This is a genomic window from Sphingomonas sp. BAUL-RG-20F-R05-02, from assembly GCF_022662305.1.
GTDB lineage: Bacteria > Pseudomonadota > Alphaproteobacteria > Sphingomonadales > Sphingomonadaceae > Sphingomonas.
In genome coordinates this window covers 87,689-105,962 of sequence record NZ_JAKNQH010000009.1, presented here as the reverse complement: position 1 = coordinate 105,962, position 18,274 = coordinate 87,689, and the positions used below count along the sequence as shown (strand labels likewise).

At 65.8% G+C, this 18,274-nt stretch carries 12 protein-coding genes; 3 read left to right on the top strand and 9 right to left on the bottom strand.

All coding sequences use genetic code 11. The features are described from left to right. The 5 genes from L8F97_RS17160 to L8F97_RS17140 all read right to left on the bottom strand — a co-directional run bounded on the left by L8F97_RS17160 (nt 1) and on the right by L8F97_RS17140 (nt 7,219). Entirely contained in the window at nt 1-1,398 is a 1,398-nt protein-coding gene (locus L8F97_RS17160) for a hypothetical protein (RefSeq protein WP_242152996.1), read from the bottom strand. A 327-nt stretch (nt 1,399-1,725) separates the two neighbouring features. After that, entirely contained in the window at nt 1,726-2,595 is an 870-nt protein-coding gene (locus L8F97_RS17155; RefSeq protein WP_242152993.1) for a hypothetical protein, read from the bottom strand. A 424-nt stretch (nt 2,596-3,019) separates the two neighbouring features. Then, nucleotides 3,020-4,594, bottom strand: coding sequence for an ATP-binding protein (locus tag L8F97_RS17150; RefSeq protein ID WP_242152990.1), 1,575 nt, complete (start codon nt 4,592-4,594; stop codon nt 3,020-3,022). Next, nucleotides 4,591-6,201: a radical SAM protein gene (locus L8F97_RS17145; RefSeq protein WP_242152987.1), complete on the bottom strand. Its 1,611-nt coding sequence runs from the start codon at nt 6,199-6,201 to the stop codon at nt 4,591-4,593. The genes L8F97_RS17150 and L8F97_RS17145 overlap by 4 nt, the downstream gene beginning before the upstream one ends. Continuing rightward, nucleotides 6,194-7,219, bottom strand: coding sequence for a DGQHR domain-containing protein (locus L8F97_RS17140; RefSeq protein ID WP_242153062.1), 1,026 nt, complete (start codon nt 7,217-7,219; stop codon nt 6,194-6,196). Before L8F97_RS17140 ends, L8F97_RS17145 begins: the two co-directional genes overlap by 8 nt. Nucleotides 7,220-7,499: 280 nt before the next feature. Here L8F97_RS17140 and L8F97_RS17135 point away from each other — a divergent pair, with 280 nt between their 5' ends. Together L8F97_RS17135 and L8F97_RS17130 are read left to right on the top strand one after the other, a co-directional pair. Next, nucleotides 7,500-9,494, top strand: coding sequence for a PIN-like domain-containing protein (locus L8F97_RS17135; RefSeq protein WP_242152984.1), 1,995 nt, complete (start codon nt 7,500-7,502; stop codon nt 9,492-9,494). Then, entirely contained in the window at nt 9,491-11,044 is a 1,554-nt protein-coding gene (locus L8F97_RS17130; RefSeq protein ID WP_242152979.1) for an ATP-binding protein, read from the top strand. The genes L8F97_RS17135 and L8F97_RS17130 overlap by 4 nt, the downstream gene beginning before the upstream one ends. Before the next feature lie 55 nt (nt 11,045-11,099). On the opposite strand, the gene L8F97_RS17125 is transcribed toward L8F97_RS17130, so the two are convergent. From L8F97_RS17125 to L8F97_RS17110, 4 genes are all read right to left on the bottom strand, one after another. After that, a complete protein-coding gene (locus L8F97_RS17125; RefSeq protein WP_242152976.1) occupies nt 11,100-13,499 on the bottom strand; it encodes a DGQHR domain-containing protein in 2,400 nt (799 codons plus the stop codon). 77 nt (nt 13,500-13,576) lie between these two features. Further along, a complete protein-coding gene (locus tag L8F97_RS17120) occupies nt 13,577-14,317 on the bottom strand; it encodes a hypothetical protein (protein WP_242152973.1) in 741 nt (246 codons plus the stop codon). Further along, nucleotides 14,314-16,413 (bottom strand): hypothetical protein, encoded by a 2,100-nt coding sequence (locus L8F97_RS17115; RefSeq protein WP_242152970.1) that lies wholly within the window; start codon nt 16,411-16,413, stop codon nt 14,314-14,316. Before L8F97_RS17115 ends, L8F97_RS17120 begins: the two co-directional genes overlap by 4 nt. A 345-nt stretch (nt 16,414-16,758) precedes the next feature. After that, nucleotides 16,759-16,929 carry a hypothetical protein gene (locus L8F97_RS17110; protein WP_242152968.1) on the bottom strand — a complete coding sequence of 57 codons (171 nt, stop codon included), beginning with the start codon at nt 16,927-16,929 and terminating at the stop codon, nt 16,759-16,761. Nucleotides 16,930-17,933: 1,004 nt separating this feature from the next. Here L8F97_RS17110 and L8F97_RS17105 point away from each other — a divergent pair. After that, nucleotides 17,934-18,248, top strand: coding sequence for a hypothetical protein (locus L8F97_RS17105; protein WP_242152965.1), 315 nt, complete (start codon nt 17,934-17,936; stop codon nt 18,246-18,248). Nucleotides 18,249-18,274: the final 26 nt, after the last annotated feature.

Sequence of the window (18,274 nt, the reverse complement as noted above, 5' to 3'; positions counted from 1 at the left end):
CTAGGCGCGCCTCGTGGCGACGCCCTGGATTTCCGTCATCGCGGCTATGCCCTCGAGGAGCGACGCCTTCTTGAGGCCCGAGACCCCGAGACCCTTGACGATCTCGTAGACGTCCTCTCGGCGACGCTCGTCTGCGGAGGCGAGCGCCTTGTCGTGGCTGCGCGTCCGGATGGTCTCCACGCCGCCGCCCAGAGCCTTGGCCGCACTGCGCATGGTCTTCGCGAGCGCGACGAAGTTGCCGATCGGGGTGGCGTTGACGCCCTCCAGCAGGACGTCGGATCCGGATGCGATCATCTCCTTCCGCTGCGTCAGGTGCTCGCGGGTGCTGTAGTTCGGGATCTCGTCGACGATGGCCTTCTCGAACATGGCCGTCAGCTCGACGGCGGCGCTGGCCACCGAGGCGTCGGCGAAATTCTCAAGCGCCTCCCCGGGATCGGCGATCGCCGTCACGGCGGAGAACGCCTCGAGCACTGTCTCGTAGCGGTCCTGGAAGCCGCTCTCCGCCAACGCCCCGGAGAGCCTGTGCACGCTCCCGAAGGGAATGTCGTCGATCACCGCCGTCTCGAACGCGAACCTCGCCTGGATCGTCGCCAGCGCCCTGGCCATGAAGTATCGGATGAAGATCGTCTCCTCGCTCAGCCGGGCGGGCGTGGCGTCGCGGTCAGTGAGGATCATGTCGGCCGCCTTGAAACGCGAGAGGGGACTCAGGTCGGCACCGGTCTCGCACTGGACGACGCCCGTGCCTATGCCGTGGTAGCAGGCGGTCGCGTAGCGCTGGAGCAGCGTCTGCAATGGGACCGGTACGTCCTCCGCGATCAGCTCGCGCAGATTGGCGCTCCGTCCGAGGTCCAGGGCGGCGACCGCCTCCAGCAGCGCTTGCTGGCGGGCGGCGTCGTAGGCGCCGGTCGCCGACAGCTCGCGGTGGATCAGCGACGTGCCGCTCGACAGTCCCTCGATCAGGCGGGCGCGGTATCGCTCGGACACGTCGGCGACCTCCCAGGGCATTACCTGGCGGATCCTGCCCTCGACCTCCGCGATGTGGGTGGCGAGCTCCGCTTCCGAGACGCCGACCGCCTGATAGGATTCCGTCGATCCGCTGACGAGGTCGCCGAGTCCGTCCTTGTCGGACAGGATGGCCGGCAGGATGGAGGGGCCGTCGAGTAGGTCGGGGTAGGCGCGTAGCAGCAGCACGCCCATTGGGCTCGCGAGGTAGGCGCCGTTGAGGGTCACCAGGCCGCGCGACAGCATCTTGACCTTGAGCGCGCGCGCGGCCGTCAGCACGCTGCCGTCCGGGTCGGTCGGGTCGAACAGCTCGGGAAGCAGATCCGTCGAGTAGACGCGGGGCCCGCGCAGGCTGCCTGCGGGGATCATTGTACGGTCGTCGAAGAACTTGGTCATGGGTCGGTCCGCTCCGGTGCCCCGGGGTAGGGGCGGCAGGCGACTACTGGCACCGCCCGGCGACGCGACGCAAGCGCCGTCGGGAAGCCAGCCTGTCGCAAGCGCGCTGACCGGGTCGTCGCACACGCGTCGGCACGCCAGAGGGGCGGTGCCCGATCGTCGCGGTCCGTATCTCGCTCGTACAATCCGCTGGCGCTGCGGATGCTGGGGTTAACGGAGATGGTTGGCGTCGACAGTGCTAACGTCCCGCCCGCCGCGGCTGCGCGTGTCCCACCGCGGTGGCGATGCATCCCCCGACGGGCGTCCCATCGGACGTCCCTTTCTCAGTCAGGGTTTCGGCTTGTCGATGCCGGGGTGCTTCGCCAGTGCGTCCCTCATCGCGTCCTGGATCTCCTCGCGGACGGGCTTCGACTGCTTCGTGCTCGATAGCAGCCAGCTGGCCAGCTCGTAACCGTGGCGCGCGCCATCGGCCTGATCGCTTCGGAGCGGATGGAGTATCCTTCGCAGCAGCACCGGGTTCCGTCCCGCCGTCCCCGAGGCCCGGGGCTCGTGTACGAAGTCGTCCGGGGCGAACGCGCAGTTGTTGTTGAGCAGCGCGCGGCGGGCGTCGCCGTCGCCACCGCCGATGATCTGCTCGAGCGGCAGCGACAGGTGGTTCGAGTAGGTCGGCTGCCGCTCGAGTACCTCGCGGTGAGTGGGGGCGGTGGCGAGCTGGCTGCGGGGCACGATCGAGTCGTCCAGCGGAAGCGCCAGCCTGCGGATCGACCAGACCATGGTGTCGACCATGTGGACGTACCACGCGTGCTGGGCGTAGCCGTAGGTCAGGTAGCGGTTGTCGGCGTTGCCGTTGCCATCGAGCCGCTCCAGGAACTCCTCCGGCTTGAGGTCCACCCAGTGGTGGATGTTGAGGTTCGCGGGGCGCGTAAGCAATGGCGGCAGCAGCTTGCCCGCGACCTTCACGACTTCCGCGTAGAGCCCGGTCAGGCCGTGGCTGTGGCCCTTCACCGGATGGCCGTTGAAGAGGAGCATGGCCTTCATGTACTTCTCGAGCGCGTGGACTGAGTTCCAGAAGAAGTCGGTGTATAGCCGGTTGTCGTGCGCCCACCGCGCGACGACGTAGTTCTCGTCCGCGGTGTGGAGATACATCTCCTTGATGATGCTGCCCTTGTACGGCAGCAGCGGGTCGCTCTTGCTCATGGGACGGAGATAGGTGGTCCGCCTTAGGACGGTAGGGGTCGCCATCAGGCCGGTGCCGCGAACCCCGATACGGCAGATGTTGCCGACCGGTGACACCGGCCGGGGATGCGATGCCTGCAGCAGCTCCAGTGATAGTCCCGACGCGTCCTAGCCGTCGCCTGCCGCCTGTAAGGCCTGATGTCGCGTGTCGCGGGGTCCGCCTCGATCCCTTCAGCAGTTGCGACATCGTCATGCCGAACGCGACCGCGGTCCGGGAGATTTACCTGAGGTTGAGGTTCTGCACGCCCCGCTCGAGCATTAAGACGTACTTCTGGCTCAGGCCGGTCGCTGCTGCGAACGCGGACTCTATAAGTAGTCCGGCTCGCGCGGCGACCTAATGCGGTCGCCGACGGCATTGAGGAGTTGGTCATCGCCGCCGCCAAGCCTAGTTGTCGGTCGCCGCCGTCACTTTCGCTGTGATCCGGTCGATCAGTTTGCGCGCCGCCACGCGGTTGACCGAGCACTCGTAGATGAGCTCAAACATCCGCTCGTAGCCCGCTCGTTCTGTCGGGGGCAGCGCGGCGAGCGGTGAATCATCGGAGGCGCGCGGTGCGGCGTTCGCGTCAAGGGCCGAGCGCAGCGCTTTTGCAGCTTTGGCGAGTGCGTCGCCCTCCTCTCCGGCAAGGAGAGGCATCGAGGCGATGCGGTCCAGCTCGGCGATGGTAATGGACGCCGAACCGGCAGCGCTGTTGCGCTCGGCCGCGCCGATCGATCCCTGCGCCAGCGCATCGATGGTCTCCTGCACGGCGGCCTCGCCGAGCTGAAACCGACGCACCCAATTCCTTCTAATTGAGTTCGAACGGCACCGTCGTGAGATTTCACGCCCGAGCGGCGCAAGCTGGTTGATTAAGTTATTCAAGTGCGCGTTCTGCTCGAAGTCGTCGCGTCGGCCATTTGGCACGATCCGGCGGTCAAGAACGTGCACTTCACCGACCGACCAGGCATTGAACCGCTGCTCGGCGAACAGTTCCTCGAGCACGGCGCTGCCGCCGACCTGCACGTCGCCCGACCGCAGCCGCAGCCCCTTTACGAGGTTGACGACTGGAATCGCGCCCTCGTAGGGGTGGTGAAGGACCCAGGCGAGCGCGGCAGGCGCGCCATCCATATCGGGAACTTGCCTGATCTCGACGCCTTCGTACGCCAGCATCCGGCCTCCGCCCGCGTCGAACGTGTTGCGGTGCGGCCGGTAAAGCGGCGTCTCGCTTCCGTTCACGTGGATGTGGAGGTCCGCTGGCTGCATGGCGGTCCGCATCGCGGACGAGATCTCGGCTCCAAAGCTGAATTCGGGCGAGAACGGTACAGGGGCGACCTGCGAGAGGTATTCGGCAACGGCCGCGGGCGTCATCAGCCGGTCCGACCTCAGCCGGACGATCCCGCGCAGCTCGACCTCAAAGAACCGCTGCGGCTCGGCGCCGGCCGGTATTTGCGCGACCGTCACGACTTGCGTGATTAGGTCCGCGACGCCGCCCGAAAACTCTGTTGAGCGCAGCAGGGCCTTGAGGCGACGACAGTCCCATCGCAGCTCCGAGATCTCGTCCTCCCCGGTCACCCGCGAGCGGAACACCAACTCTTGGGCGTAGCCAAGGCCAGCGAGGCGGCCGACGCCGCGAAACCCGCGCGCTTGGGTGCCGCGCTTGGCGCTTCCGCCGAGACCAGTAAGCGTACGTACGAAGCGGTCCCATGGGACGCCGGCCCCGTTGTCGCGAATGCGCACGGTGCGCGAGGGGGTGTCGAACGCTATAGCAACAATGCCGGGCTCGTCGGTTTCCATCAGCCCGCCGGCGCGTGCCAAGTCGATCGCGTCGGCCGCGTTCTGGACATACTCGCGGTAGACGGTCATCGGGTCGACGTACATGGAGCTTGAGACCAGCTCGAGGATGTCCTTCCCGATTACGATCTGCTCGACCTGGGGTGCCACACCCGCAGGCGGTCGGGTGGTCTTGCGTAGCGCTGTGCTCATGCTGCGGCCCTTTGAGGTTCATCGACCACGATTGCGTCGTCCGCGTCGAGCCCGGCGTCCTCGACGCGCTCGTCGTCAGGCACACCGATGTCGGATGGAGAGATCTGAGTTGCCGCGCGCTGCCGATCCCAAATTTTGAACAGATCGGCCTTGGGCACCGGTACGTAGAAGCGCAGTATGTCGGCCACGGCGCGCGTGGTCGCGCGCGCTGGTAGGGTTGGGAACAGGCGCGGGTCGACGGACGACAGCAGCTCCATCAGCTCCCGGCGCTCGTAGCCGTCGAGACGGCGGTACTCGTTTCTGTATGTGTCGAGCAGTCCGCTGCTGTCGTGGTGCTCGTACCAGTCGCGGTTGAAGATGAGGTCGTGTGGCATGGCCAGAATATCAGCATAGTCGGCGAACGTGTCGCCGTAGGCGCGACGAAAGAACGTCGGCTCTCCACTGACGATACCGTGGGTGGCCTGCAGGATAATCTGCATCGAGCGCAGCTGGAAGCGCGTCCACTTCTCGCCGACATGGCCGCGGTCGGGACGGTCGGTCGGCTGGTAGCGCATCGGGAAGGACCACACACGTATGCCCAGCTCCTCGTTGAGCGTGACGTTCAGGCGCATGCGCTCGAACAGGTCCTCGGGCCCGTCGTGGAAGTTGTAGAGCATGTAGTTTGACAGTTCGGTCAGGCCATGCTCGGCGGCGTAACGAACTGCCTGCTCGTAAGGCTTGCGCACGCCGAGATGATCGAACGCGATGCGCAGCGGCCGAAGACAGATCGAGGCTAGCTCTCGCAGGTACATCGGGTCCTTGCACAGGATGCGCGCGTCAACGCCTTGGTTGAAGTCGACCCGCCGCAACACCGGCGGGCGTCCCGGGCGGTGGAGTTTCGCGCCCGGCGTAAAGCCAAGATCCCGTATCTCTGCCATGATGTCCTTGAACCGTGGCGACGCGACGACGTTGTTGTCCATGAGGATAAGGTCTTTCTTGGGACCGTATCGTTCCTCGATCGACCGCACGATCGCGGTCAGGGAGTCGGTATCGCGCATCGCCCCTTCAAGCTTCGGCACGCCGCAGAAGTGGCACTTCCTGATGCAGCCGCGCGAGCAATAGGCGAAGTAGGCATCCCGAACGGGGTAGCGGTATTCGATCTGGTCGAGGATTGAGTAGTCGGGGACCAGGTCCTCGATCGGAGTGCCTGTCAGGTCGTCCGCATAGAGTTCTTCGGAGAAGTCGTCGAGCTCGAGCGCGGTCGCCGGCGGTCCGGTCAGCAAGCCCTTGATGAAGCGCACACCAGCCCACTTGGGCTCGTTGAGGAAGCGCTCATGCATGAGCGAGGCGGCGATGCCGCCGACAAATACTTTGTCCGCGTGACCGTTCGCGATCTCGAGCGCGAAGTCGATGGTCGCCGCGATCTTGACGTACTCGAAGGAGAACAGCGTGGTGACGTAGATCCGGTCCCACGCTTCGCCCATGACGCTGCGGTCCTCGCCCTTGATGAACCTGACGCGATCGCGCTTGCCGTGCTCGCCGTGGTACTGGGCGAGCTTCATCAGCCCTAGCGGCGGGTATTTGTTCTTGTAGCCGGGCTCGATGAGCAGGATGTTGCGGTTAGCCATTGGCGACGGCCTTCACTGTCAGGCGGCGGCGCACCGACCGTATGTGGGCGGCGGCGGCCTTAGCACCGGACTCGCCTCCCAGGCCTGCGAGGTCGCCTCCCGACGTCCAGTCGATCTCGGTCGCGAAATCGGTCAGCTTCTGCGTGAAATAGCGTAGGTCGGCCGATGTGTCTTCGCGGCGCTCGAGCCAAAGGTCGGCGGCGACGTCCATCAACGCGTAAACGCCAATCCCCTTGGCGATGAGGTGGCGACGGGGCTTGATCCATGCGTCGTGGAGCACGGCGGCGATCGCGGTCCAGTAGTCGAGAACCGTCCGTGCGGCGGTTTCGACGGACTCCGTCTGGAGGATGCGCGAACGCGACAGGAACCGCTTTACCGCCTTCTGCAGCGTGCGCAACGACGCTCGACGGGACATGCCCGAGGTAGTGGCGCCGCCTAAGTCGAGTTGCCGGTGCCAGGGTGAGCTCGGCTCATTATTGAGGTGAAGCGCGATGAATAGCTCTGGCCGGTCGCCGGCGAGGTCGGCAGCGAGCCGCCCGTCGTGGAAGTCGAGGAGACTCGCGCTGAGGCCCTTGGCCTTGCCGTTAATGACGCTGAAGATCTCCATCTCCTCGCGCGCGTCGAGACCGACATAGGCCATGAACGGAAGGGTCACGTCGAGGTCGTCGAGGTGGCCGAGCCGGTGCTGGCAGTCGACCTGAGACATCACGCGCGCCGCGCGTGCGTCGATCTCGATCGCGACACGGCCGTCCGTTGAGTGGATCACCGACCACGACTCGGCCGCCTCCGGCCGTAGGTTGAACGTCAGCGGGATGGTCGAGCTCCTCGGTCGCTGAATGTAGCGTCGGAAGTCGAGGCTATGCTGCGCGTTAAAGCGGCGCTGATAGCCGCGCCCGGTGTCCTCGTCGAGGACGTCGGCGTAGCTGAGGCGGTGAAGTTCGCGCGCCTTGGCGAAGCCCATGAGCACCGGTCGGTCCGCGGACGTCCCGGAGATGCATTCGATTCTGACCTTTTCCATCACCACACACATCCAAATCTGCACCCCTGCGATGCAACTTGCAACGAAACGCCGCCGGGGGGCACCCCTGTCGGCGCGCCCGATCGGATAAACGGAACGTTTCGCCGCACCGTCACGCTCTGGTGCGCCCTACGCGCCCTAGACTTTGGCAATCGTTATTTTGCAGCCTGCGCCTGCTGATTGCGCCCGACCCGCCTTAATAGCGGGCCGTTCCGGTTGACGAAGATGGACGGTCCAAGCATCATCTCGGGGTAGCGGGGGGGAAGCACTGGATGATCGCATGGCCGACGCGGAGTCGCCGCGTCGCGCGGCCGGAACTCCGATGACGTTCCTCGGCGCCGTGGCGCGTAAGCTGGGTCTCGCGAAGGCGCCCGAGCCACTTCTCGCGATCCCGATCGGTGGGGAGGACGCTGAGGAATTCCTCGCGCGCATCGCGGCGCTGCTCTCAGCCGTCGGCACGCACGTCTACCTCGACACCTCCATGCTGATGTGGCTGACGAAGGTGGGGGACGCTGCCCGCACGCAGCTGTTCGAATGCCTAGAGGCGCGGTGCTCTGGTCGTCTGCATGTGCCGGTCTGGGCGGGGCACGAATATCTTCGGCACCACGTGTCCAAGACCGTCGTGACCAATCTTGCCGAGACGGCCGAGAAGCTGCGTAAGGTCGGTGGGCTGTATTCCGTCCTGCACCCCTACCTCGATGTCCCGCTCGGTGACGCGACGCCGAACGCGAACCGGGTCCAAGCGCGGCGTGCGCTGGCGCAGGCGTCGGCGCTTGCCGACCTGCTGGGCGGGTGGTCGGCGGCGTATGCGGCCAATGCCGACGCGGTGATAGCCTTCGTGAACCGCCATTCGACGGGTGGTACGAACGTGTTCGAGCTGGTCGATAGTATCGAGGGCGTGGGCGCTGCGCGGTTCTCCGGCCGGCTGCCGCCCGGCTTCGGTGATCGCAACAAAAAGGAGAAGCGTCCCGGTCCCCTCGCGACGGGCGTCGACGGTTCCGACCCGGTGACGGATGGCAGCGGCGCGGATGACGACGGCAGTGAACCCAGGATGGTCGGCCACAACAGGTGGGGTGACCTCATCTTCTGGAAGGAGGTCCTGCAGCACGCACGGCTGCAGCGCGCCCGCTCGATCGTCCTCCTGACGAACGACCGCAAGAACGACTGGTATCTCGGCGGCGGGACGAACGCCGGGATGGACGCCGAGATGCTGGCGACCGAGCGCCTGAAGCCGATCCCGCGCCCGCATCCGCTGCTGGTGGCGGAAGCGAGGTCAGTCGCCGGTGTCCGGGATCTCGCTCTGCTGGACTCACCCTATGTCGGCTTCCTGCTCGCCCGACTGCTTCCGGACGCGTCAGACGCGTTCAAGGACGTGGCCGTCGTCCAGCGGATGGGCGTGCCGCCCCCCGAGGGGCCGGCTGGTGCCGAGGGGCCGGTGACCCCAACGATAGCCCCCCAGTGGCGCGACGGTCCCCGGGTCGTCTACTCGAAGGCGAGGCTGCGTGATGTACTAACTAGGTCCAGGGCCCCGGCCGAGGGCGAGGCGGCCGCGCTGGTGGCGCTGGCCGCGACTGCTCTGGAGGGCGGCGAAGGCCTCGGCGCGGTGCTGGTCGAGGCCAACCTGCGCGAGCGCGACGACGACGCGCTGGTCGTGTTCGCCCGCGAGGTCGGCGACCGCTCGCGGGCCGGCGGAGCGGGCTGGACCAGCGCGGCCGCGGACCTGTGCTCCGCCCTCCTGGTGCTGCCCCACAAGACGTCCGGCAACCTCTACGCGGGGCTGCTGGCGTCGGCCTACCTGGAGCGTGCGGACAACGAGGCGCGGCTTCCGCCGTCTAGCCCCGCCCTCGAGACTTTGTGGTCGCTGGAGGGGGTGCCGCACTTCTCGGCGGCGGTGGCGGCGGTGCGGGCCAAGCTGGAAAAGTCGGAACGCCGACCAGTTCGGCTGCCCGGCGAAGCGCGGACGCCGCTGCCCGCCGTCATCGAGATCGAGGCGGACAGCGAAGGACCGGAGGAGCTCGGCCAGTTGCGGATAGCCGGGCAGCGGGTGCTCGAGCCCACCCAGTTCCGCAAGGAGTGGCGGCTGCGCGAACTGATGGGCGGCGAGGAGCGGGTGTCGGGCGAGCGCATCGTGCGCGCCGCGTGCGCGCTCCTCGGCATCCCGTTCGAGGAGGTAGTACCGACCGACGACTTCGGACGGGAGTTCGGGCTGCGGCCCGAGATTGGGTTGCGCGACCCAGCCCAAGTGTACACGGCGAACCGCGAGGAGGAATCATGACCGGCATCCGCACTATCCAGGTGCAACCTTTCTTCGGCGGCTTCATCTTGGAGACGCTGACCGTCGGGATGTACGGTGAGTCCCGCAACGCGATCCGCGAGTACGTCCAAAACGGGTTCGACTCGATCCGGACGGCCACGCCCGACCTTCTTATGGAAGGCGATGGGCTGATCGAGATCGTGATGGCCGCGGACCGCGATGGCCTGACCATCCGCGATAATGGCGGCGGTCTGTCGGTAGACAACGCCGTGGGCGTCCTTACCGCGGTCGGTGCGTCAGGCAAGAGTCACAGGAGCGACGCGGGCTTCCGAGGTATCGGCAGGCTCGCCGGCATCGTGTTCAGCTCGAAGGTCACGTTCACGACGCGCGCGGCGGGCGAGGACGAGAAGACTGTCGTCGTGTTCGACGGTGACCTGATGCGCGAACTGATGTCGCCGGGTAAGGGATCCAGCCTGCCAGCTGAGCAGGTGCTCATCGAGTGCGTCAGCGCGACCATCGTGCCTGTCGAGGCCGGTGACCCGGCGCACTTCTTCGAGGTGCGTCTCGACGGGTTTCGCGACGCGCCTGACGAGTGCACCGAGTTCAACAAGCTAAGTGCGTTCGTGTCGCAGGTGGGGCCGGTGCCCTACGCCCCCGGTTTCCCGTTCCGCGCCGAACTCCGCGACATGGAGCGGAAGGTCGGCGTCGCGATCGACGAGGTCCGCGTCACCATCCGTGACGGGGCCTTGGAGCCAGTCTCCATCCACAAGCTGTACGGCCGAAAGCACGAGGTTGCCCAAGCCGGCATGGTCGAGATCGACCGATGCTGGACGCAGAGTGATCCCGACGGCAGGTGGTGGCTTTGGGTTGGGCAGAAGGACCAGCCAGGTTCCTACTTGGATCCCAACGTCAGCGGCATCCGCGTCCGCATCAAGAACATCCAGATCGACGGCACCGAGATATTCCGGGAGGTCTTCCAGAAGCACGCCAAGTCGTTCGTGCGCTTTCCTGACTGGTTCGTTGGCGAGGTCTTCGTAGCAGCCGGTGCGCTGGTGCCGAACGCGCGGCGTGACACCTTCGAGGAGGACGCCAGCTGGCGGCAGGTCCGCAAGCAGCTTGGGGTGGTGGCATCGGAATTGGGACGCGAGGCGTACGCGATCTCGAACCAAGGCCAGATGACGCTGGAGAAGCTGTCCGACAAGGCGGAGGAGGTGGAGAAGGCATTCGGGTCGGCGAGAAGCGCCGGGTTCCGCTCGCAGAACCGTCTGATCGAGATCTCGGCGGAGGTGACCAAGCTGCAGAAGCGGGTCGCGACGGCGTCGCGCGACGCGGACGCGGCGACCGCCGCCGCCCTCCAGGCGGTGGGCTCGCAGCTTTCCGACGTAAAGGTCGAGGCGATCCGCGCGTTGGGCGGCACCGAGCCGAAGGTTGACACCGAGGCGATCGAACTTGCCGCTCGCCAAGAATTGCTTCGCGAGGTGTGGGGCAACCTCGAGCGCGGGCTCGCGCCGCAGTGCCTGGCGCAGGCACGCCGGATACTCACCGAGGAATATGGCGACGACTTTGCCTGACAGGTGATCCGGGAGCGGGGTGCTTGGCATCCCCTCGTCTTGGCGATGCCGACGGTTAGGCGGCCTCGGCCTCGGGCGCCTTCGCCTCGGCGCCGCGGTCGTCGAACAGCAGCTGCCTGCGTCCCTCGATCGGCTCGTTGCCCTCGATGTGGCGCTTGACCAGCTCGTGGACCCGCTCGACGTAGGCGACCTCGTCCCTGGATAGAGGTCCCTTCTCGGCGTGGTGGGTGACGGTCCGGGCCTTGTTGACCCTCGCGATCCACCGAATCAGCGAGGCCTTCGCGCCCTTGCCATAGAAGTTGTAGCGGTCCTTGAAGAGCTCCCAGTTCCCCTCGTGCAGGACGATGCCGAGGTAGTCGATGAAGTAGAGGTAGCGCCAGCGCTCCTTCTCACCGTTCTCGTTGTTGTACTGCTTGTCGGCCTCATTCTTGATGGCCTTGGGGATGCCCTGGTTCCACCAGGCGTCGCGGGTCTCCCCGTATGCCGCCTTCAGCGTAGCGATCACGTCGTCGAACAGGATGCGGTTGATCTCCTGAATCATGTCGTGGGCGCGCTTGGTCCCCTCCGCGTCCTGACTGTCGAGGTAGCGCTTCACCTCGGGCGGATTGAACCCGCTGTCGGCGGAGTGGATGATCGCCATCATCTGCAAGGCGTTCTGGTCCACGCTCGCGAGCGAGCTGCCGCGGTTGCGGAAGCTGGCGACGTCTGCGGCAGAGCCGTTCCGAAAGAAGGCGACCACGTGCTGGGCGAGCGGTGCCACCAGCTCGACGATCTCTTCCGCGTCGAGCGAGGATGCGCGGGTGCCGTCGCGCTCAATAAAGACTATGAGCTTACGCAGGAGGACGAGCAGGGCACGCGAGCCGAGGTTGGTGCACAGGTAGCCGCCCTTGGCGTCGCCGAAAGACCAGTGCTCAGGCGCGCCGTCCGCGAAGAGCGAGAAGTACCCGGCGAGGGTGGCGGTGGCCTTGTCCATCATGGCTGACGGCTTGTCCGACGGGCCCCCGAGCGGCCCCGGCTGCAGGGTGGCTCCGCCCTTGCGCCCGAACGTGCCGTGGACCGTGCCGAGCAGGTTGTTGCCCTCCAGGCCGTCGGCGAGCGAGGTGAGCGTGAGGCAACGGACGTTGTCCTTCTGCTCGCCGACGGTCAGGATCCGTCCGCGCACCGGCGAGCGCTTGTCCTCGTCGAGCCGCAGGACCGTGCGCGCCGCGATGGCGGCGAGGCGCTTGCGCGGGTCCTCGTCCTCGATGTTGAGGCTCGAGATAATCTCGTTGACGAGGTTGCGCTGGACCTTGACCTGCTTGGTGTTGATGTCGACGAACATCTCCACCTCCTTGCGGACGGGCAGGTTCTCGTAGGCGAGGACGGAGACGACGGAATCGTCCTCGTCCGGCGAGCGGCCGGCGTAGGCGAAGCCGTACAGGCGGTGTTGGCCGTCGATCACCCAGGCGGAGCCGTACTGACCCGGCAGGTTCAGCATGCCCGTCGACGTCTGGCCGAAGTTCTCGCCGAGGTCGAAGTTCAGCGTGTCGAGCTTGATGTTGACGACAATGTTGGTCGGGAACGTGCCCCCGCCGTCGAGGTACGCGCCGATCGCCTTGAGGCGGGCCGGCTTCACCATCCGCTGATAGGTATCAAGGTCGTCGTTCGACGTCTTGCCCATGTGGCTGATGTACGAGATGCGCAGCAGGTCGTGCGGCGACATGAGGAAGCTGTAGAAGGTCGTGTCGCCCACGCGCCCGCGCGTCGCCGGGACCCGGGTCCGAAGACCCTCGACCTTCTCGCCCCTGAGGTAGCGTCCGAGGAACTGGTAGCGCGCGGCCGACCGCAGGATTCCGGTCAAGCGCTGATAGTAGTCGAGGTCCGCCTCGGTGATGATCGGGACGCCGGCGAGCGCCGCCCGCTCGCGGTCCGCGGGGCGCAGATCGACGTTGCGCGTGGCAATAGCGATCTTAATTTTCAGCTTCGGGCTGCGCCCGAAGCTCGTGTGGACCCATCCGACTAAGTCCTCCCTGATCGCGCCGATCTTGTCGAGCAGCTGCTTTATGGACTTGCTGCCGCCGTCTCGCGAGTGGGTGCACTCGACCACGAAGACGGTCTCGTCGTCCCTTGCGAGGACGTCGATCTGCCGCCGTGCCCCGTCCTTAGTGGTTATCGAGAACGTGCGGTCGCGGTTGAGCGCGGTGAACCCCATCCTGTGGAACAGGGTCCAGACGTCGTCCTCGAGCTGGCGGTCCGCTGGCTTGTCGCGTTCCAGCCGGATCGACCGCAGGTTGCGCTTGCCGAGCCTCCAGCCGTCCGCCTCCTCAGCGGCCAGCTTCATGTCGAGCGTGGCAACCGAGTTCGCCGAAATGGTCTTCTGGTCGACCCTGCGCGCGCGCCCCGCGGCGACCGACCGTAGTTCGTCGTCGATCACCAGGCCTTCAGGTGCTTCGGTCATCGTCGCGCGGTCCCCCATGCGCGCCATCTTGTCTTGTGATTTTAAGCACGTCCACCGCAACGTGGTAGCCAGTGACCCGTGTTGGTTCCGTCACGCTACGATCTCGGCGGCATAGTGGGTTGTCCTCCGGACGCGGGAACCTGAGGGGCGGCAAGTGCCGGGGCATCGACCCCGCTCGCTTCGAGGCGCTTCACACGTTCCCATTCCGCCTTGAGGATGGCCTGCACCTTCACGACGACGCTCTCGAAAACCGGGTCCTGAGACGCGGGTACGGTGGACTGGAGGAGTTGCCCAAGGTCGGTGACCAGCGCCTTGTGCTCATCCTCGCCGGCGTTGAGCCGAAGCCGCAGGCGCTGGAAAAGCAGCGCGCGGCGCTCACGCGCCGCCCGAGCGAGCAACTTCTCCTGTGCCGAGAGGTTCGTGCCCGCGGCGTATTCTAGCACGGACGCGTGGCGCTCAAGGAATTCCGACGCGTCGTCGCGCAGCAGGTCGATCCACCGCTGCCGGTTTGTCGAGATCACGTTCGCCTTGATCTGCCGCTCTACCGCGGCGGCCGACGCCTCCAGCTGGTCTGCGCTGGTCTGGCGTGCAACGTCGATCTGTCGCTCGAGCGCGGCCGCCGAGGCGGCCTGCTGGTCGGTGGCGGCATCCCGCGCGGCGTCGATCTGCCGATCGACTGTGTCTCGCGTAACCTTGAGCTGGCGTCCGACATTAAGGTTGCTCCAAGTCGTCGCGATCAGCGCGACGACTGGCACCGCAATGGCGGCGATGAGCACGAGCAGGTTGGGGGAGGCGGCCGACGGTACTGCGGTTACAATGATGCCGACCTCGTTCACGCGTCGTCCTCCGCCTTAGTCGCGGCGAGCAGCGGCTCAACCACCATCCGGCTCCAGGCGTCGGCCAGCCGTTCCTCAACCGCGCGGCGCGCCTCGTCCGGCGCCGATCCTTCGAAGTGCTCGCGCCAGATCGTAGCCAAGTCCTTCTTATATCCCGGCACGTAGGTGCCGTAGCGCTCGCGCGAGCGGCGCCATAGTTCCGTTTCGTCCTTCAGCATCGACCTGAAGGCGTCGCGGCCAATCTCGAGCGCGGCGGCTAGAAAGTCTTGCCGCCACTCGTCAACGCGGTCACCGAGACCTTCGAGTACCTTAGCCACGCCGGCGATTTCCGCGAGGTCGTCCCGCATCGATTCCAACTCGTGGGTCACCCGGCCGAAGTTTTCGGCCGACCGCAGCACCGCATCCTGGCGGACGCCGACGCCGAGAAGGTGCTGGATTGGGAAGTTCGGCCATTCGCCACCGCGCGCGACCGCCGCCGCGACAGAGCTCTGATGGCCGATGTCGAGCTGCTCGACGAGGTTGAGGTGGGCATGGCGCCTCACCCCGGTCAGATTCGCGATCCGCCCCGCCAGCAGGGTTGTGCGCCGCTCGATCTCGGTGCGCGCGTTGCGGGTCTTCACCAGGTCAACGTTGCCGATCAGCTCGGCCACAGCGCGCGCGGTACGGTCGAGCCGACCGACGTGGAAGGCGCGCATCGCTTCGATCCGGCCGCGCAGCGACGTCCAGACCGATTCCGGTGTGTCCCGGTGGGCATCGAAGAAAATGGCGGGGACGTTGGGGAGCGCGGCACCGGCGAGCGCGCCCGCGATCTCTTCGGCGCGGATGGCGCGGCCCTCAGCGTGGGTAGCTGGGTGCTCGCCCTGATCGAGGACCTGCAGCGGCTCGTCGCCTCTGGGCAGTACGAGGATGGCAACACGGTGGCGCTCGACCGCGATCGAGCCCTGCTCCGCTTGGTCGCGCAGCAGACGCTCGACCGTCTGACCCGGTGCGTCGGGGAACTTGGTGCACAGGACCATCAGCGCGCGCGGGTCGTCCTGGTAGTCACGAAGGTCTGACCGCTGGGTGACGCCCTCGATCCCCTTGGTGTCGACGACCGAGAGCTCTCCGGCGCCACGCAGGACGGTGGACGGCAGCAGCACCGTGATACGCTTCGGCACCGAGAACCGCTCGTCTAGGCCGTTGTTGATGCCGGCGATCGTCCGCGCGAGCCACGCCATGCCGTCCTCGGCATCGCCGGGGTGCGCGATCGAGGTCTCCCGCCTATTGGGAAGGTCCATAGCGGTCATCATGCGATCGACCAACACGTCGGGCTGCTCGCCGGCTGCGAGGCCGTCGGCGATCGGATCAGACGTGGTGAACGCGTCGCCGCCGGTCGGCTGGCGACGCGTGCGGAAGCCGGACATATTGCGCAGGACGCGCGCCATCTCGGCGGGGACGCCGCCGCCGCGACCGCCGCCCACGAAGCCGTTCACGAAGTCGGTGACCAGGGCCCGCACGCCGTCAAGGTCGACCGCTTCCACGCCGACGCCGTAGGCAGGCGAAGCTTTCACCTTCGTCTCGGCGACCGTGACCCGTCCCGATCCGACCGGGAACACAGGCTTGGGAGGACCCTTGCCGTCGGTGTGCAGCAGCTTGGTGGCGTGCGCGAGTGCGGTCGTCTTGCCCACACCGATGTCGCCGATCCAGGCGATCGTGTGGTCAAGCCGCTCTAGGTAACGCAGCACTGACGACAGGTCGTCGCGCAGCGACGCGATCCACGGGCGTAGGATGTCGCTGTGCTGCGGGCCCGCCTCGAAGCCGGCCAGTTCCTGCATCGCGAGCTCGATGCGCCAAATCTGCTCGCGGTTGGGATGAAGGAAGCTCGGCGGATCGATGTTGCGCCAGTCGCGCTCGTAGTGCTCGATCACTCGGTTGGCCAGGTCGGTATCGACGGCAGTCAGGTAACGCTGGGCGAACTCGGGGTCAGTGACCGTCTCTTTCTCGAGACGCGACACGAAAGTGGCGTTGGTTCCCAGGCGCGTTGCGAGGGCACCTTGGCGGACCTGCGCCGCCTCCCGGACATGCCTGAGGACTTCGGTTGGTATGGCGAATCGCATTTCGTGCTCTTTCGGACCCCGAAATAGCTTTCAAGATGAAAGATCACAATCTGATAAAGGTCAGACAACGAAATATTTCATCTACTGGCATCCCACAGAGTGCTTTTTGTACGATCGATGCCTGCCTTAGAGATGGGAAAGGCATGTTTGCGCATCGTCGAATGGTTCGAGATCGAGCGCGGCGACGGACTGGAGATGCTGCTGGAGGCGCTCGGCCAGTGACACGACGTCGCGCAGCTGCTCCGTGAGCACGGTCACCTCGCGGACCGCAGCGCGGTTCCATTGGTCCTCCGACCACGTTGACCCGCGACGAACCGGCTTCCTGAATGAACGGCCTAAGCTGGGTCAGGCGCAGTGAGCCTCGAACGGCTGATTGTGGGTGTAGGTGGCCAGATCAACCAAATGGACGAAGGTCCGCTTTCTGAGCTCGACCACTTGAGAGCCGCTATTCCAAAGCGGCCCACCTCCGGCACTGAGGCTGTAGGCAGGCTTGTTCATCTCTGCATCAGGGGTCATCCCGCTTGCCTTGGCTGCGATCGGATCGCGGCGCGAGTTCGTAATAGGCATATGCCAAAACGAAGCAGGCGCCGATCTGTGCGAGATGTGATCCGCCGATCGGTAACCACGCGCGCTGAATCGGGAAGGCGCTTTCCAAGAATACGAGCAGTAGCTCGATTGCAAGCGCTCGCTTTACGATAACCTCAAACATAGCCGACCTTTCATTCGGCGGAGGTGCTTTGCTTAACGCTGGCAGATTCCCGGCCACAGAGCGCGTTGGCAAAGACGCCCCCGCGCATAGCGGGTTTGTCTTGCTAAGGCGGGGGTAGTGCTGCCCGCCCTAGCCACCGATCGCAATGCGATCAGCGATTACCACGCGCCCAAGGGCGCTAAGGGCAAGTGTAGTCACGAGCCCTAACGAACGGGGTTACATTGTCCGTTCGCTGGCAAGCGCAATGGGAGTCGCGCTTGGGTGGAAGCTCCATACGTCAAACTTCCGCGGTTGTGAAGAAGGTGGCGCGCGCCGCCTTACAATTGTTTGATTGGTCGCGGCTCGGGCGTTGGCAGAACCAGTCGGCTGAAAGTCGGTAACCCGCCTAGGGCGACCATGAAAGCGTTGCTGGCTTTACGTGGCAAACAAGGGCCTCTCTCGGCCGTATCACCAATAGCGGCTGCCGCTCTCTTGAGACGCGATAGGTGAGCAGATGGGCTGCTTTGGTGATCCTCGCACTTCGTCCCCGCCGCTCCGCAACCGGCCCAATTCCGGCTGTAGCACCTTGCCTTGACGAACGTCTGCTTCCGGGTCGCTGCAGAATGGGCGTGAATGGCCGATTGTGGGTCGTCTTTGGTGTTCCAAAGCGCTTACGCAGGAGGCGCCACCTGTGCGTGCGTATCCGTAGCGTAACCCCGCGATCTATCCATGTTCGAGCCAGGACAGGAAGACGGCAACGCTTCAATTCCAATTTGCCCGCGACGGAAAGGGGCCAGCACCGCGTTGAAGGAGTCGTAACAAGGAGAACGAGATGTCGAAGCTACGTTTCACCGCTGCCCTCACCGCAGCATTGGTGCTTGCTGGAGCCGCAGATGCACAGAACGTCAATCAGCGTCAGGGCCGTCAACAGGCGCGTATCAATCAGGGCGTTGCCAGCGGGCGCCTGACGGCCGGTGAGGCGGTCCGCGACGAGCGCCAGCAGGGTCGGATCAATGCCACCGAAGCGCGCATGCGCGCGAACAATGATGGCCACCTCAACGGCAACCAGCGTGCGCGCCTGGAGAACCGTCAGAACCGCGCCAGCGCGCATATCTACAACAGCAAGCACAATCGCCGCGGTTACTGAGCCAGGGCCGGGGTGGCCCCTGCCGC

Excerpts from the sequence above, each read along its gene's own strand:
- L8F97_RS17160 (WP_242152996.1), bottom strand. The coding sequence starts at position 1,398 with ATGACCAAGTTCTTCGACGACCGTACAATGATCCCCGCAGGCAGCCTG.
- L8F97_RS17155 (WP_242152993.1), bottom strand. The coding sequence starts at position 2,595 with ATGAGCAAGAGCGACCCGCTGCTGCCGTACAAGGGCAGCATCATCAAG.
- L8F97_RS17150 (WP_242152990.1), bottom strand. The coding sequence starts at position 4,594 with ATGAGCACAGCGCTACGCAAGACCACCCGACCGCCTGCGGGTGTGGCA.
- L8F97_RS17145 (WP_242152987.1), bottom strand. The coding sequence starts at position 6,201 with ATGGCTAACCGCAACATCCTGCTCATCGAGCCCGGCTACAAGAACAAA.
- L8F97_RS17140 (WP_242153062.1), bottom strand. The coding sequence starts at position 7,219 with ATGGAAAAGGTCAGAATCGAATGCATCTCCGGGACGTCCGCGGACCGA.
- L8F97_RS17135 (WP_242152984.1), top strand. The coding sequence starts at position 7,500 with ATGGCCGACGCGGAGTCGCCGCGTCGCGCGGCCGGAACTCCGATGACG.
- L8F97_RS17130 (WP_242152979.1), top strand. The coding sequence starts at position 9,491 with ATGACCGGCATCCGCACTATCCAGGTGCAACCTTTCTTCGGCGGCTTC.
- L8F97_RS17125 (WP_242152976.1), bottom strand. The coding sequence starts at position 13,499 with ATGGGGGACCGCGCGACGATGACCGAAGCACCTGAAGGCCTGGTGATC.
- L8F97_RS17115 (WP_242152970.1), bottom strand. The coding sequence starts at position 16,413 with ATGCGATTCGCCATACCAACCGAAGTCCTCAGGCATGTCCGGGAGGCG.
- L8F97_RS17110 (WP_242152968.1), bottom strand. The coding sequence starts at position 16,929 with ATGACCCCTGATGCAGAGATGAACAAGCCTGCCTACAGCCTCAGTGCC.
- L8F97_RS17105 (WP_242152965.1), top strand. The coding sequence starts at position 17,934 with ATGTCGAAGCTACGTTTCACCGCTGCCCTCACCGCAGCATTGGTGCTT.